The sequence below is a fragment of the Streptomyces flavusporus genome (assembly GCF_046267975.1).
Classification (GTDB): Bacteria; Actinomycetota; Actinomycetes; order Streptomycetales; family Streptomycetaceae; genus Streptomyces; species Streptomyces flavusporus.
Genome location: NZ_CP176503.1, coordinates 4,601,166 through 4,615,766, shown reverse-complemented (window position 1 = coordinate 4,615,766; position 14,601 = coordinate 4,601,166). Strand labels below are relative to the sequence as shown.

The following is a 14,601-nucleotide window of genomic DNA, read 5'->3' as shown; positions in this document are numbered from 1 at the left end:
TGGTTCCAGCAACTGACTGAACATCCGTTCCTCGCCCGCCGTACTGAAGGGGAGGCCTCGCGCCTGGCACCTCGCACCCGGTACAACGGAGGGACCCCGACCCGTGGCCGACACCGTCACCGAAGCAGTCCCGCGGCCCGATGAACGGGCGGGGTCGCCGGATCCGGAGGGCTGGCACCTCAGCTCCCCCCTCGTCCTCACCGTGACCCTGCTCCTGCTGCTCCTCGCCCAGGCGCCGATCCGCCGCGCCCTGTCCGCGCCGGTGATGCAGAGCTGGACGACGGTGTTCGTCGCGGTGGTCGTGCAGGCCCTGCCGTTCCTGGTGCTCGGGGTGCTGCTGTCGGCGGCCGTCGCCGTGTTCGTACCGCCGTCGGTCTTCGCCCGTGCGCTGCCCGCCCGGCCCGCCACGGCCGTACCGGTCGCGGGGCTGGCGGGCGCGGTCGTCCCCGGCTGCGAGTGCGCGTCGGTGCCGGTGGCCGGCGCGCTGATGCGGCGCGGTGTCATCCCGGCCGCCGCACTGGCGTTCCTGCTCTCCGCGCCCGCGATCAACCCGATCGTGCTGACGGCGACGGCGGTCGCCTTCCCCGGCGAACCGGAGATGGTGCTGGCTCGCTTCGTCGCGAGCCTGGTCGTGGCGTGTGCGATGGGCTGGCTGTGGCAGCGGCTCGGCCGCACCGACTGGCTGCGTCCGTCGGCCCGTCCGTCGTACGAGGGTCAGGGCCGGGGAGCGGCCTTCTGGGGGTCGGTGCGGCACGACGTGATGCACGCCGGCGGCTTTCTGGTGATCGGCGCGATGGCGGCGGCGACCCTCAAGGCGGTCGTCCCCGAGCAGTGGCTGCGCGCGGCGGCGGACCACCCGGTGGTGGCGGTGCTCGCCCTGGCCGTGCTCGCCGTACTGCTGTCGATCTGTTCGGAGGCGGACGCGTTCGTGGCCGCGTCGCTGACCCAGTTCTCGCCGACGGCCCGGCTGGCGTTCCTGGTGGTCGGGCCGATGGTGGACCTGAAGCTGTTCGCGATGCAGGCGGGCACCTTCGGCCGCGGCTTCGCCCTGCGCTTCGCCCCGGCGACCTTCGCCGTCGCCGTGGCCGTGGCCGCGCTGACCGGGGCGGTGCTGCTGTGAACCGGCACGCGCAGGCGGCGGTGCTGTTCCTGCTGGGCGCGTCCCTGCTGCACGCGGGTGCCACCGACCTGTCGCTGCGGTACGTCAAGGCGGGTCTGCGGCCGCTGCTGCTGGCCGCCGGTGCCGTACTGGTCGCGGCGGCGGTGGCGACGGTGTGGTACGAGCGGCGGAATCCGGCACCGCGGCACCACGAACCCCGCGTCTCCTGGCTCCTGTTGCTGCCGGTCCTCGCCCTCATTCTCATCGCACCGCCGGCCCTGGGCTCGTACAGCGCGATGCGCACGGGCACAGCCCTGCAGCAGCCTCCGGCCTACGCGCCGCTGCCCGCCGGGGATCCGGTCCGCCTGGGCGTCGCCGACTACGCGGCCCGCGCGGTGTACGACGACGGACGTTCGCTGCGCGACCGCCGGGTGAAGATCACCGGTTTCGTCGCGCTGGACCGGGCCGGCACGCCGTACCTGGTCCGTATCGCCCTCAACTGCTGCGCCGCCGACGGCCTCCCGGTCAAGATCGGCCTGACCGGCCGCGTACCCCCGGTCCTGCAACCGGACGCCTGGCTGGAGGTCACCGGCACATACACCGCCCGCCGCACGAAGGACCCGGTCAACGGGGGCCCGATCCCCTTCGTCGAGGTCACGACCGCAAGGCCGGTTCCGGAGCCCGCCGATCCGTACGACGAGAGCTGGAACAGCTGACCCGCCGGTATTCATCCTGATACTTCCGGCTGCGGCACGATCATCCGGCCGCGTGAAGGCCGGACATGAAGGACGGGAAGGGCTCTACCCGCTTCTCGCGGATCCGGATTGCGCGGTGCGCGGCTCGGGACCGCTTCCCCGCGTCTCGAATCGGGTCCTTCCCGTCGACTCCCAGCACACCACGTCTGCGGCTGGTCCACCACTGCCGATCCGTCCCGACAGTGAACGGGTGAGCGGAGTGTGTGACCGCCTCCGGGCGGGGACCGCCGCATGCTGGACCCGAGGCGGGTGAACCGGGGAGGTCGCATGGAATGGCTGGTCACACTGATCGGCGCGGCGGTGGTGCTGATCATCCTGCGGGACGTGTTCCACACCCTGTGGCATCCCACCCGCCACGGGGGCCTGAGCAGGTTCGTCATGAGTCTGCTGTGGCGGCTGTCCACCCGGGGCCGCAAGGCCCGGCGGGCCGCGGGCCTGGCCGGGCCGGTCGGCATGGTGGCCGTGGTGGGCACATGGGCCTGCACCGTGGCCGTGGGCTGGGCGTTGGTGTACTGGCCGCACATGCCGGGGGCGTTCGCCTTCTCCGGCGCGCTGAAACCGTCCGAGCACTCCGGGCCGGTGGACGCCCTGTACCTCTCACTGGTGACCGTCGCCACGCTCGGCCTGGGCGACATCGCACCCTCCGCCGACTGGCTGCGCATCGTCGCGCCCCTGGAGGCACTGGTCGGCTTCACGCTGCTGACCGCCACCGTCTCCTGGATCCTCGGCATCTATCCCGCCCTCGCGCGGCGACGGGCCCTCGCACTGCGCGTCTCCCAGCTGCGCCGGGCCGGCCCGCCGGCCGGGAACCTGGCCTCCGATGCGGGGGCCGCCCTCCTCGACGGACTCGCCGCCGACATCGCACGCGCCTGTGTGGACTTCCTCCAGTACCCCGAGTCGTACTACTTCCACGACGGAGCCGGTGACATCTCGCTGGCCCTCAACCTCGGCTACGCCGCCGAACTCGCCGAGCAGGCACGGCTGACCGGGCACCCGGGCGCGCGAAACGCCGGGGCCGTGCTCGCCACCTCACTCGACGACCTCGCCGCCGTACTGGACGAACGCTTCCTGCACACCGCAGGCACCCGGCAGCAGATCCTGGCCTCCTACGCCCGCGACCACGGCAACCGCTGAGTCGGCGTGTGCTCTGACCTGCAGGTTTCAACGTCCTGAAGCCTTCTCCAGGCGCTGAAACCGGGCTGAAAGCGTTCTGAACCGTCCCGGCCGCAAGCTCTGCGGCATGACGACGACGCATCAAGAACTCGCGATCGCAGCCACGGGGTTGCGCAAGTCCTACGGGGACAAGACCGTCCTCGACGGCATCGACATCCAGGTGCCCGCGGGCACGATCTTCTCTCTCCTCGGGCCGAACGGTGCGGGCAAGACCACGGCGGTCAGCATCCTGTCCACGCTGATCTCCGCCGACGGCGGGCAGGCGCGGATCGCCGGGCACGATCTCACCGCAGAGGCCCAGGCGGTACGCGCCGCCATCGGTGTCACCGGGCAGTTCTCCGCCGTGGACGGGCTGATCACCGGCGAGGAGAACATGCTCCTGATGGCCGACCTGCACCACCTCTCCCGCAGCGAGGGCCGGCGGGTGACCGCCGAGTTGCTGGAGCGCTTCGACCTGGTCGAGGCCGCGAAGAAGCCCGCCTCCACCTACTCCGGCGGCATGAAGCGCCGCCTCGACATCGCCATGACCCTGGTCGGCAGTCCGCGGATCATCTTCCTCGACGAGCCGACCACCGGTCTCGACCCGCGTTCCCGCCACAACATGTGGACGATCATCCGCGAGCTGGTCTCCGGCGGCACCACCGTCTTCCTCACCACCCAGTACCTGGAGGAGGCCGACCAGCTCGCCGACCGCATCGCGGTGCTCAACGGCGGCAAGCTCGCCGCCGAGGGCAGCGCCGAGGAGCTCAAGCGGCTCGTCCCCGGCGGCCACGTACGGCTGCGCTTCTCCGACCCGGTGGCGTACGAACGGGCGGCGACCGCACTGCGCGAGACCACCCGCGACGACGAGGCACTCACCCTGCAGATCCCCAGCGACGGAAGCCAGCGCGAGCTGCGCGCCATCCTCGACTGGCTCGACGCCGCCGGCATCGAGGCCGACGAACTGTCCGTGCACACCCCGGACCTGGACGACGTGTTCTTCGCCCTGACCGGGAGCAGCACCGTCCCCGCCCAGTCCACCGAAAAGGAGAACGTCCGATGAGCGCCGCCGGCCACGCCTACCGCGACAACCTCACCATGCTGCGGCGCAACCTCCTGCACGCCCGCCGCTACCCCTCCCTCACCCTCAACCTCCTGCTCACCCCGGTCATCCTGCTGCTGCTCTTCGTGTACGTCTTCGGCGACGTGATGAGCGCCGGCATCACCGGCGGCCCCGCGGACCGTGCCGACTACGTCGCCTACCTGGTCCCCGGCATCCTTCTCCTGACCGCGGCCATGAGCTCGATGGGCACCGCGGTGTCCGTGGCCACGGACATGACCGAGGGCATCATCGCCCGGTTCCGCACCATGGCGATCTCCCGCACCTCCGTGCTGATCGGCCATGTGATCGGCAGCGTGATCCAGACGCTGATGGCCCTGGCGCTGGTGCTGGGCATCGGGCTGGCCATCGGGTTCCGGCCCGACGCGACGCCGGTGGAGTGGATCGCGGCGGCGGGACTGCTGGCCCTGTTCAGCCTCGCGCTGATCTGGCTCATGGTCGGCGTCGGCCTGGTGAGCCCCAACGCGGAGGGTGCCAGCAACCTCGGACAGCCGCTGGTGATGCTGCCGTTCCTGTCCAGCGCGTTCGTGCCGGTGGACGACATGCCGGGCTGGTTCGGCTGGTTCGCCGAGTACCAGCCGTTCTCGCCCGCCATCGAGACCCTGCGCGGGCTGCTGCTGGGCACCGGGATCGGTACGACGAATGCCGTGCTCGCCGTCGCCTGGTCCCTGGGGCTGGTCGTACTCGGCTACCTGTGGTCCAAGGCGCAGTTCAACCGCGAACCCCGGCATTGAGCTCACGCAGGGCCACCGCCCGCAGCTCCTCCCGCCCCAGGGCGGCGTACGTCGACACCGCGTCGGCGTACGCCGCCCTGTCGGTGTCCTGGGCCGCCTGCCGGGAACGGGTGAAGGACAAGGTGGGGTACTCCCGCACCGCCGGCATCCGCTCCGCCAGCGCCATCAGCCGTACGGCCGCCTCGTCGCCCCGGGCGAGCCCGGCGAAGCCCAGCGCGAGCAGTACGGTGCCGTACACCGGCAGTTCCACCGGAGCCCGGTCAGCGGAGGACCCGGTGGAACCGGACAGGCCCGAGGGGCCGGCCAGCATCTCCAGCAGCCGCTCCCGCAGTTGCCCGGCCAGTCCCGCCACCGGCTCCAGCCGGCCGTGTTGCGCGTGTGCCGCCAGCGTGGCCGACTGCACCTGGAGCGACCATGGATCCACGAACGGATCGTCGGCGTGCCGCAGGCTGTCCTCCCGCGTCCGCTCCGCCGCCTGCCGCCACAGCCCGAGCCCGACCTCGGTCAGCCCCCGGGCCAGCGCGATCTCCGCCCGGACCGGCAGGTCGGAACTGAAGCTCAGGGCGTCCTCCGGCTGCTTCTCCGGGGTCGCGGCGAGTCCCAGCCAGTACTCCGCCTCGTCGACCTCCCCGCGCTGGAGGCAGGCCAGCACCAGCCCCGCGTGGACGCCGATCGTGTCCGACCAGGCGCCGAACTCGTCGAACGCGTCCAGCGCGGCCCGCAGATGCTCGTACGCCTCCGCGCCCCGTTCGGACTGCAGGCACAACTCGCCGAGCCGCCCCCGGCTCAGCAGATGCAGGGCCGGATTGCCGAGCGGCACCACGGTGTCGAGCATCCGGCGGGCGTACTCCAGGGCACGCTCCACGTCGTGCTCGGCTTCCCACACATAGCTGGCGACGCACGAGGCGACGCCCGCCAGCAGCGGCTCGTCGGCTTCACAGAGCTCCCGCAGTCGCGCGTACTCCGGCGGGTGCATGTCCGGGACGGCGCACAGGACGGCGGCCAGCGCCCGCGCCAGCGTGTCCGGCGGCGCGGGCGGCAGTCGGCGCAGTGTGACGAGGTGGCGTACGGCGTGCGGGCCGAGGCCCATGAAGAGGCTGGCGGTGCACACCGTCGCCGCGCTGCGGGCCGCCTCCACGTCCTCGGGGTCCTCGGGGCCCGGGCGGAAGTGGGACAGCGGCCCGCCGGTCTCGGTGGCGACGGCGGCGAGCCGGGCGTAGCTGGAGCCGGTGGCCCACATGGAGGCCAGCACGGCGGTGAGGGCCGCGATGGTGGGCCCGTCGTCGCGGGCCAGCGCGTACCGCAGGGCCAGGACCAGGTTGTCCTGCTCGGCGCGGATACGTGCCCAGGCGGCGGACAACAGGCCGTCGCCGAACAGCACGTCGTGGTGGCCGCGGCCGAAGTCCCGGGCCCAGGACAGGAACCGGTCGGTCACCACCTCCTCCTCGCCGACCCCGGCGCGCCGGGCCGCGCTGAACTCCCGGAGCGTCTCCAGCATGTGGAAGCGCACCCCGGAAGGGCTGTCGCCCACCTTGATCAGGGACTGACCGGCCAGCTGCTCCAGAAGCGTCAGCGCATCCCCCGTCTCGCCGAGGACGTACTCCGCCGCGTCCTCGGTGAAGCCCCCGGGGAACACCGACAGCGCCCGCAGTGCCGCCCGGCCGTCGGGCTCCAGCAGATTCCAGCTCCACTCGACCACGGCCTGAAGCGTGCGATGCCGCTCGGGCGCGTCGCGCGCGCCGCCGCGCAGCAGCGCGAAACGGTCCCGGAGCCGACGCGAGATGTCGGCCACGGACAGCACCCGCACACGGGCCGCGGCCAGCTCCACGGCGAGCGGCAGACCGTCCAGGTGACGGCAGATCTCGGACACCCGGTCGGCGGGCAGTTCCACGCCTGGCCGGGCGGCCCGCGCCCGCTGCTCGAACAGCTCGACCGAGGTCGCCAGGGCAAGCTCCGGCAGGGCGTACACGGACTCCGAGGTCAGCCCCAGCGGAGCCCGGCTGGTGGCCAGTACCCGCAGCTCCTTCGACCGCGACACCAGCGCCTGTACGAGACCGGCCGCGCCGACGATCACATGCTCGCAGTTGTCCAGCACCAGCAGGGCGGGCCCGGCACCCAGCGCGGCGATGATGCCGCTCACCGCATCCCCGCCGCCGACGAACTGCCGCCCTTCCCCGCCGCCGACGGCCGAGGCCACTTCACCGGCCACGTCGTCGTCGGCGGTGACACCGGCCAGGGTGACGAAATGCACCACGGGTTGCTCGGCCGCCCGACTCACCGCATGCGAGAGGCGGGTCTTGCCCAGCCCGCCGGGACCGACGACGGTGACCACCCGGGCCTCGCGCAGCAGCCCGGCCACGGCAGCGATGTCGGCGTCCCGCCCCAGCAGAGGGTTCGGCTCGTGCGGCACGCCGTGGCGGACCGCAGGCGCATCGGCGCGCAGCAACTCCTGGTACACGGACCGGAGTCCGGGCCCCGGATCGGTACCCAACTCATCGCGCAGCTCGCGGCGATAGGCGTCGTACCGGGTCAGCGCCGCGGCCCGGCCCGCGGTGGCCGCCTCACAGCGCAGCAGCTCCGCCAACACCTCCTCGTCCCGCGGCAGTTCCCGGGCCAGCTCGGCCAGCGGCGCCGCGGCCTCCTCCCGCCGCCCCAGCCGGGCGAGGGCGAGCGCCCGGCAGCGAACCAGCGAACGGAACACCCGCACCCGATCGGCACGCAGCGCCACCACCGGATCGTGCAGGTCCTCACCCGCCCCGGCGCCCACGCTCCCGTCCCACAACGCCAACCCGGCCTCGGCCTGCGCGAGGGAGCCCTCGTGATCCCCGGCCCTCGCGCGCTCGGCGCTCGTCGCGTCGTACAGCAGGAGCGCGGAACTGTCGACCTGCGTCTCCGCCAGCGCGAGGCGGTACCCCGTCGGTGTGCTCACGACCAGGTCGGCGCCCACCTGCGACCTGAGCCGCGACACCAGCACCTGCACCGCCTTGCCCGGCCGCTCCGGCTGCTCGTCCGGCCACAGCCCCTCCACCAGCCGGCCCGTGCTGCACCCGGCACGCAGATCCTCCGCAAGCAACGCCAACAGCACACGCAGCCGGGGCGCGGTGATCTCCCGCCCGCGATGGGCGACTTGGGGCAGCAGAGCCAACTCGGTCGTCACGCATGAAGATTAGCCAGCGGCGCGCGGACGCACCCGTGGGGCGCCGTCCTCGACAATCCACGCTTGCCCTGGAGCCGACTCCAGCTCGTAGGGTCGCAGCATTACCAACAGGACGACGTCCAAGGAGAGTTGCATGCGCTACCGCGTTCTGGGCGGCACCGGCATCGAGGTCAGCGCCTACTGCCTCGGCACCATGATGTTCGGCTCCGTCGGCAATGCCGACCACGACGACTGCGTCCGGATCATCCACGCCGCACTCGACGAGGGGATCAACTTCATCGACACCGCCGACATGTACTCGGCCGGAGAGTCGGAGACCGTCGTCGGCAAGGCCCTGAAGGACCGCCGCGACGACGTGGTACTTGCGACCAAGGTCCACTTCCCCATGGGGGACGGCCCCAACCGGGGCGGCAACTCGCGGCGTTGGATCGTCCGGGAGGTGGAGGACAGCCTACGGCGCCTGGGAACGGACTGGATCGACCTGTACCAGGTGCACCGGCCGGACCACACGACCGACATCGAGGAGACGCTCTCCGCCCTGACCGATCTTGTGGGCCAGGGCAAGATCAGAGCCTTCGGCTGCTCCACGTTCCCCGCGGACGAGATCGTCGAGGCGTACCACGTGGCCGATCGCCGCGGGCTCCACCGCTTCCGCACCGAGCAGCCGCCCTACTCGCTGCTGGCCCGAGGCGTCGAGAAGCATGTGCTGCCGGTGGCGCAGCGCCTCGGCATGGGGGTGCTGACCTGGAGCCCGCTGGCCTCGGGATTCCTGACCGGCCGCTACCGCAAGGGCCGGGCTCTCGATCTGAGCAGCGGACGTCCCACCCTGCACCCGGCCCGCTTCGATCCGTCGGCGCCGCTCACCGCCGCGAAGCTGGAGGTCGTCGAGCAGCTCGTCGCCGTGGCCGAGGAAGTGGGCTGCTCGCTGCCGGAGTTGGCCATCGCCTTCCCGCTCGCGCATCCGGCCGTCACGTCGGTGATCATCGGCCCGCGCACGATGGAGCAACTGCGGAGCACACTCAAGGGCACGTCCGTGCTGCTGGACGACGCCGTCCTCGACCGGATCGACGAAATCGTGCCGCCCGGAACCGACGTCTACCCGCCGGACGGCGTCTGGACCCCGCCGTCGCTCACCACACCGGCGCTCCGGCGACGCGTGGTCGAGTCCAGGTCCGCCGCCTGAGGCGGGACCGGTCACCTGAGGGTGGCGCCCGGCGATGTGACCAAGAAGTGGACGGGGATTCGACCGAGCAGGCGGGCCTCAGCCGGCCGCACGGAGATGATTCCCGGATCGGCAGTCCCTGCAGCGTCCGGGTTCCGGCGCGCGGAATGCCCGGTCGCATCCGTCGCAGGTCTGGAAGGGCAGGACAGCCGGGCGGTCCGTGCGCGCCGGCGGGGGTGGGGTGGGCAGGGGCGTCTCGCGCAGGCGGAAGGCGAGGATGCCTGCCGGGCGAGCGCGGAATCGGTCGGGGAGCCTTGCGGTGAGGAACTCGGTTATCTGGGGTGCCTCGACGCCTGCCGCGAGCCATTGGGAGACGGCCGGTGCGAGTCGTGCGGCCTCCTGTCCGGAGAGGATCAGGCGTGGATCGACCCGGCGCAGGGAGGTGAGTACGGCGACGGCTTGCGGGTCGGCGTCGGCGAGCGGGACCGGCGCCTCGGCCTGTGCGGCCGCGTGCACCGTTTCCTGTGCGGTCGTGGGCGTGGTCGCCGCAGCGGCGGGCTGTTTTCGGGGCCGACGCGGCTTCGGCGGCGCGGGCGGCCCGTCCGGATCCGGATCGCCGCCGGGGATGTCGTAGAAGTACGTCCGGGTGCGGATCTGTCCGGAGGGCAGGCGCTCACGGCGGCGTTCCAGGTAACCGGTGGCTTCCAGTTCCCTGAGCGCCCGCGAGATCAGGATCTCCCCCTCGCTGAAGTGCTCGCACAGGGCGGCGATGCTCACGGAGGAGCCGTCGGGCAGGGAGGAGATGTACGCCGCGACGCCGACCGTGACCGCGCTGCCGCGCCGCTGGGCGAGGGCGTTGGAGATCACGGTGAAGTCGGCGGTCAGCCGGGTGCGTACGTGGATCACGCCGGAGGTCGGAGCTCCGGCGTCGGCGCGCAGGCGCGCGTTAGACTGCGAGTCAGCCATCGGGAAGGGGCTTTCTTCCTGATCGGTCAGGCCCTCGATCGGGATTGCCGTCCCGGCCGGGGGCCGTCGTCTGTGTGCGGTTGTCGCGGCGAACGTAACCGCCCGTTTCCCACGCCTGCAAGCCGGTCACTCGGACGGGTGACGTGGGCTTCTTCGCGGGGAGGGTGGGTGGGCGGGTGGTTCTTTCCCCCGGTTCTTTGAGGAGGTCAGTGGCCCACCGGACCCTCGCGGACGAGAGCCCGGTGAGCCCGGAAGGCGGACGGCGGCCGGGGCCCGGTGGCCTCAGGGACGGTGATGCCCGGCCCTCAACTCGCCTATGAAGGCGGCCCAGGAGGCGGTTTCGAAGCACAGCGCCGGACCGTGCGGGACCTTGCTGTCACGGACGGGGACGACGGCCCGGAACCCGTCGGCCACCTCCACGCAGTTGCCGCCTTCCTGATTGCTGTAGCTGCTCTTGCGCCAGGCGGCGCCGTTCAGATCGGGACGGGACCTTCGCTCCACGGTGGTTGTCCTCCATCACGGATCGGATCATGTCGAGCGACATGAGCGGGGGCAGAGCTGCCGCCCGCAGCCGATCGTAGGTCAGTGCGAAGCTCCTGACCTCGTCCGGATCCTCGATGAGTTGGCCGTAGTGCGCACCTTCGGTGTAGGCAGTCTCTGAGCCGTCCGGCATGGTGAGCACCGTGAGCGAGCCGCCCATGGCATCGTGCTCTCCCTGGTCGAACGGCAGTACCTGCACAGTGATGTGAGGTTCCGCCGCGGCCCCGAGCAGCCGCGCCAACTGCTCACGCATCACCACCTGGCCACCGACCGGACGCCTGAGCACCGCCTCGTCGAGGACCACCCACAGCTCGGGCCGATCGGGCGCACCGAGGCGCTCCTGTCGTCCCATACGAAGGGCGACCCGCTCTTCCAACTGCTCTTTGCTGCCGAGTGTTCGACCGACTCTCAGCACCGCCCGCGCGTAGTCCTCCGTCTGCAACAGGCCAGGCACCACATGAGCCGCGTACTCGCGGATGGCCACCGCCCGCTCCGAGTACTCCATGAACCTCCGCGACCAGTCCGGAAACGCCTCCCGGTACACGTACGGCCACAACTCGACCAGCAGGTCGTCCGCGCCGAGGGCCGCGTCCAGCGCACGCGCCAGCTCCAGCGTCGGCTTCGCTCCGGACGCCCGCTCGATCTGTGTGATCCGCGTGCTCACCACGTGCGTCCTGTCACCGAGCTCGGCCTGGGTCAGTCCGGCCGCCATGCGGAGCCTGCGCACCCGCGCGCCGAACAGCGCCGCCATCGACGCACTGGGGTCAATTCCGTTGGCCAAAGCGTCACTTCCGTTCCTTACAGACTGAAAAGTAAGGCTGTGTCACCTGTCGAGCGTAGGGCGATCAGACGACTCTTGGGCACGGAACGTGACGACTCGCGTACGTCACGGGAAGCCTCAGCTCGAGAGACAAGGACGGACAAGCCGTGCTGACAGGAACGACCACCCCGGGAGACGAGCCACGCGGGAACGCCGCGCCCCTCGCGGCGGAAACTGTCGCGCTCGCCGACACAGCACACGAACTCCCCTCATTCGCGGAGCAGTTCATCTCCTCGCCGAGAGGTGCGCGGCTCGCCCGACGTCTCGCCGTCCGGTGTTTGGAGGAGTGGGGCTACCCGCCGGCGTCGGACGCATCGTGCACGGTCGCCCTCGTCGTCGGCGAACTCGCAGCGAACGCCGTACAGCACGGCCGAGTCCCCGGACGCGACTTCGGCCTCCGGCTCGTACTCGACGCGGCTGCGGGCCTGGTTCGTATCGAGGTCTCGGACGCCGCATCCGCAAAGCGGCCGCCCACGGTTCCGCCCTCGTCGTTCCCCGAGGGCGAGTCCGGTCGGGGACTGCTCCTGGTGGACGTCCTGGCCGTGCGGTGGGGATCGGCGCCTCGTCGACCCGTGGGCAAGACGGTATGGGCGGAGGTGCCCGTTGAGGCGCCAACTCGCCTCTAAGGACTGAGGTTTGCGATAACCCTGGTTATCGCTCAAATCATGGAGTGCGGCCCCTCTCCGTCTTCGTCTTCGCGATCCTGCTGAAGGACGGCACGGACCTCACCGCCGATACGCTGTTCCCGTTCTCGCAGGTCACCCTGGTACAGACGGCCAGGACGCTCGAACCGTGGGGTGTTCAGGTTGAGGTCATCGGCATCGCCTCCACTCCGCCGGCCATCACCTCGACTGGGATCCGGCGGTTGGTCGCGTAGCTACCGCGCGCTGCTGCTTTGTATCGGGCAGCCTGAGGCCGGGCCGACTCACGGAGCCGCCCCTCGCGAATTGGGGTGCGGGACGTGCAGCGCCGCGTGGAACGTCGCCCTACTCGTCACCGCACCGGAAGGGCTGCCCTGGCCGCGTCCGAGCAAGGCGCTGAACTTGGAGCAGGCGAAAGCCGTGCTGACCGCCGCGCGCCCGTCACGGCTGCATGCCTACCTCGTGCTCTCGCTCCTCAGTGGCGTACGCGCGGAAGAGGCGCGGCCCCTCACCTGGGATCACGTCTTCCTGGAGACAAAGGACGGCATCCCGCCGCACGTCGCGGTGTGGCGCTCGGTGCGCAAGCACGGCGAAACCAAGACCAGGAAGAGCCGCCGGACCATCGCTCTGCCGAAGCAGGTGGTCGACGTGCTCGAAGAGCACATGCGGTGGCAGAAGCAGGAGCGGGCATCGAGAGGGATGGAGTGGAGCCCGACCGGCCGTGTCTTCACGACTCGGAGCGGCGAGCCGCTCGACGCGACCGACGTCCGGCGCGACTTCAAGGCCATCCTGAAGAAGGCCGGACTGAAGCCTGAGTGGACCCCGCGGGAGCTCCGGCACAGCTTCGTGTCCCTGCTCTCCGACCATGGCATCCCGCTGGAAACCATCGCCCTGCTGGTCGGACACAGCAGCCAGGCTACGACTGAGGCGGTCTACCGGAAGCAGCTCCGGCCCGTGATCGCGAAGGGTGCCGAAGCGATGGATGACATCTTCGCCGAAGATCAGGAAGGGGAGGGCACGGAGGGCCAGGAAGAGGGCGACGCGGTGGCCTGATCAAATTCGTTTGGCCCCCCAGGCATGACAGAGGGCCATTCGCGATCATGCGAATGGCCCTCTGACCAGCGTCGGGGTGGCGGGATTTGAACCCACGACCTCTTCGTCCCGAATGAGGTTCGGGCGAGGTCGACACCTGTGGGTCTGGCATTTCCGCTGGTCAGAGCCTTGGTGTCGAGGGGGCTCGCAGGGTACGGGGAGGGCTTGGGGAGCAGATCGGCTCCCAAATGGCTCCCGGAGTCTTACTGGGTCGACCCACCCCTGCGATACATTCGATCATGTATATTGATACACTATCCGGTGTATACGGAGGTGGGCCTCATGAGCAGAACCGTCATCGATCTCGACGACGACGCCCTGGAAGCCGCAGCGAAGGAGCTGGGTACTTCCACGAAACGGGACACCATCAACACCGCCCTACGTGAGATCGTGGCCCGCAACCGTCGCCTGCGCGCCCTGCATGAACTGCAGGATCTTGCGGATGAAGGCGCCCTCGATGTCGAACTCCTCCTGGACAAGCGCAACTATCGAGGTGGTTCCGCCCGGTGAGCGTAGCCGACTACCTCGTTGATACGTCGGCCCTGGCTCGTGTTCTGCTGCGTCAGGCAACCGAAGAGTGGGAACAGCGGATGGGCGCCGGGCTGATCGCCCTGTGCGACCTCACCGAACTGGAGATCCTCTACTCCGCACGTTCCGCGAAAGACCGTGAGGCGATCCAGGAACGACTGAACCAGTTCACCTGGTGCTCCATGCCCGACGGCATCTACCGGCGCGCCCGCGTCGTCCAGCGCGAGCTCACCGCCAAGGGTGAGCACCGCAGTGCCGGAGCCGTCGACCTCCTCGTGGCCGCAGCCGCGGAAGAAGCAGGACTCACCCTGCTGCACTACGACCGCGACTTCGAAACCATCGCCCGTACCACCGGGCAGCCGGTCCGAATGATCGACCTCAAGTAGCCGGTCAGCTCCCCGAGATCCACCGCCACCGCAGACGTCCCGACCTCCGCCGTCCCGATGGCGCACCTTCAGCTCTCTCATCTCGAAGTCGCCGAACCTCACGGTGACCTTGCTCGGTGTGATGCTGTTGTCGCCGGTGTTCTTGCCGACGGTTGTCAGGGCCCGGCCCCAGTTGGGGTCGGCTCCCGATGGCTCCCAAACTGGCCCCCACAACCACTCAGGGGCCCGACCCGCTAAGCGGATCAGGCCCCTGACCTGGTACTTCCCTGTCGGGGTGGCGGGATTTGAACCCACGACCTCTTCGTCCCGTACTACGGGCACGAAGTTCGCCGAGGTCTCCTGGTCTGGTTTACGAGGCTGTTAGCGCTTGCGACGGTCGCCTGTGGTCGCCATAGTCGCTGTGCTTCTGTGCTGTACGGCGACAGCGCCGGAGACCTTGACTCGTTCAC

Annotated in this window: 15 protein-coding genes; 11 read left to right on the top strand and 4 right to left on the bottom strand. The window is 70.5% G+C overall.

What is annotated here, in order from left to right; all coding sequences use genetic code 11:
• Positions 1-103 precede the first annotated feature (103 nt).
• The 5 genes from ACKTSN_RS21835 (at position 104) to ACKTSN_RS21815 (ending at position 4,860) form a co-directional block, all read left to right on the top strand.
• Positions 104-1,120 (top strand): permease, encoded by a 1,017-nt coding sequence (locus ACKTSN_RS21835; RefSeq protein WP_409470657.1) that lies wholly within the window; start codon positions 104-106, stop codon positions 1,118-1,120.
• Positions 1,117-1,815, top strand: a complete 699-nt coding sequence (locus ACKTSN_RS21830) for a TIGR03943 family putative permease subunit (RefSeq protein WP_409470656.1) — start codon at positions 1,117-1,119, stop codon at positions 1,813-1,815. The genes ACKTSN_RS21835 and ACKTSN_RS21830 overlap by 4 nt, the downstream gene beginning before the upstream one ends.
• 306 nt (positions 1,816-2,121) lie before the next feature.
• On the top strand, positions 2,122-2,988 hold the full coding sequence (locus ACKTSN_RS21825; protein ID WP_409470655.1) for a potassium channel family protein: 867 nt from the start codon (positions 2,122-2,124) through the stop codon (positions 2,986-2,988).
• A gap of 106 nt (positions 2,989-3,094) precedes the next feature.
• A complete protein-coding gene (locus ACKTSN_RS21820; protein WP_409470654.1) occupies positions 3,095-4,069 on the top strand; it encodes an ATP-binding cassette domain-containing protein in 975 nt (324 codons plus the stop codon).
• Complete coding sequence (locus ACKTSN_RS21815) at positions 4,066-4,860, top strand: ABC transporter permease (RefSeq protein ID WP_409470653.1); 795 nt, start codon at positions 4,066-4,068, stop codon at positions 4,858-4,860. The genes ACKTSN_RS21820 and ACKTSN_RS21815 overlap by 4 nt, the downstream gene beginning before the upstream one ends.
• Here ACKTSN_RS21815 and ACKTSN_RS21810 read toward each other — a convergent pair.
• Positions 4,838-8,017, bottom strand: coding sequence for an ATP-binding protein (locus ACKTSN_RS21810; RefSeq protein ID WP_409470652.1), 3,180 nt, complete (start codon positions 8,015-8,017; stop codon positions 4,838-4,840). The genes ACKTSN_RS21815 and ACKTSN_RS21810 overlap by 23 nt on opposite strands.
• A 133-nt stretch (positions 8,018-8,150) precedes the next feature.
• On the opposite strand from ACKTSN_RS21810, the gene ACKTSN_RS21805 reads away from it, so the two are divergent.
• Positions 8,151-9,200, top strand: a complete 1,050-nt coding sequence (locus ACKTSN_RS21805; protein ID WP_409470651.1) for an aldo/keto reductase — start codon at positions 8,151-8,153, stop codon at positions 9,198-9,200.
• A 78-nt stretch (positions 9,201-9,278) separates the two neighbouring features.
• Here ACKTSN_RS21805 and ACKTSN_RS21800 read toward each other — a convergent pair whose 3' ends face one another.
• From ACKTSN_RS21800 to ACKTSN_RS21790, 3 genes are all read right to left on the bottom strand, one after another.
• Positions 9,279-10,145 carry a hypothetical protein gene (locus ACKTSN_RS21800; protein WP_409470650.1) on the bottom strand — a complete coding sequence of 289 codons (867 nt, stop codon included), beginning with the start codon at positions 10,143-10,145 and terminating at the stop codon, positions 9,279-9,281.
• Positions 10,146-10,427: 282 nt separating this feature from the next.
• Positions 10,428-10,559: a DUF397 domain-containing protein gene (locus ACKTSN_RS21795; RefSeq protein WP_409470649.1), complete on the bottom strand. Its 132-nt coding sequence runs from the start codon at positions 10,557-10,559 to the stop codon at positions 10,428-10,430.
• Positions 10,522-11,436 carry a helix-turn-helix domain-containing protein gene (locus ACKTSN_RS21790; protein ID WP_409474890.1) on the bottom strand — a complete coding sequence of 305 codons (915 nt, stop codon included), beginning with the start codon at positions 11,434-11,436 and terminating at the stop codon, positions 10,522-10,524. Before ACKTSN_RS21790 ends, ACKTSN_RS21795 begins: the two co-directional genes overlap by 38 nt.
• Before the next feature lie 176 nt (positions 11,437-11,612).
• Here ACKTSN_RS21790 and ACKTSN_RS21785 point away from each other — a divergent pair, with 176 nt between their 5' ends.
• The 5 genes from ACKTSN_RS21785 to ACKTSN_RS21765 all read left to right on the top strand — a co-directional run bounded on the left by ACKTSN_RS21785 (position 11,613) and on the right by ACKTSN_RS21765 (position 14,152).
• A complete protein-coding gene (locus tag ACKTSN_RS21785) occupies positions 11,613-12,131 on the top strand; it encodes an ATP-binding protein (protein ID WP_409470648.1) in 519 nt (172 codons plus the stop codon).
• A gap of 44 nt (positions 12,132-12,175) precedes the next feature.
• On the top strand, positions 12,176-12,382 hold the full coding sequence (locus ACKTSN_RS21780) for a DUF6119 family protein (RefSeq protein WP_409470647.1): 207 nt from the start codon (positions 12,176-12,178) through the stop codon (positions 12,380-12,382).
• A complete protein-coding gene (locus ACKTSN_RS21775) occupies positions 12,303-13,199 on the top strand; it encodes a site-specific integrase (protein ID WP_409470646.1) in 897 nt (298 codons plus the stop codon). Before ACKTSN_RS21780 ends, ACKTSN_RS21775 begins: the two co-directional genes overlap by 80 nt.
• A 321-nt stretch (positions 13,200-13,520) precedes the next feature.
• The gene (locus tag ACKTSN_RS21770) at positions 13,521-13,748 is read left to right on the top strand and encodes a type II toxin-antitoxin system VapB family antitoxin (protein WP_151785147.1); all 228 of its coding nucleotides are present in this window, start codon (positions 13,521-13,523) and stop codon (positions 13,746-13,748) included.
• Entirely contained in the window at positions 13,745-14,152 is a 408-nt protein-coding gene (locus ACKTSN_RS21765; RefSeq protein ID WP_409470645.1) for a PIN domain nuclease, read from the top strand. Before ACKTSN_RS21770 ends, ACKTSN_RS21765 begins: the two co-directional genes overlap by 4 nt.
• Positions 14,153-14,601: the final 449 nt, after the last annotated feature.

What these genes read in the sequence shown, in the direction of transcription:
- ACKTSN_RS21770 (WP_151785147.1), top strand. Translation starts at nt 13,521, where the DNA reads ATGAGCAGAACCGTCATCGATCTCGACGACGACGCCCTGGAAGCCGCA.
- ACKTSN_RS21800 (WP_409470650.1), bottom strand. Translation starts at nt 10,145, where the DNA reads ATGGCTGACTCGCAGTCTAACGCGCGCCTGCGCGCCGACGCCGGAGCT.
- ACKTSN_RS21790 (WP_409474890.1), bottom strand. Translation starts at nt 11,436, where the DNA reads ATGGCGGCGCTGTTCGGCGCGCGGGTGCGCAGGCTCCGCATGGCGGCC.
- ACKTSN_RS21805 (WP_409470651.1), top strand. Translation starts at nt 8,151, where the DNA reads ATGCGCTACCGCGTTCTGGGCGGCACCGGCATCGAGGTCAGCGCCTAC.
- ACKTSN_RS21815 (WP_409470653.1), top strand. Translation starts at nt 4,066, where the DNA reads ATGAGCGCCGCCGGCCACGCCTACCGCGACAACCTCACCATGCTGCGG.
- ACKTSN_RS21825 (WP_409470655.1), top strand. Translation starts at nt 2,122, where the DNA reads ATGGAATGGCTGGTCACACTGATCGGCGCGGCGGTGGTGCTGATCATC.
- ACKTSN_RS21820 (WP_409470654.1), top strand. Translation starts at nt 3,095, where the DNA reads ATGACGACGACGCATCAAGAACTCGCGATCGCAGCCACGGGGTTGCGC.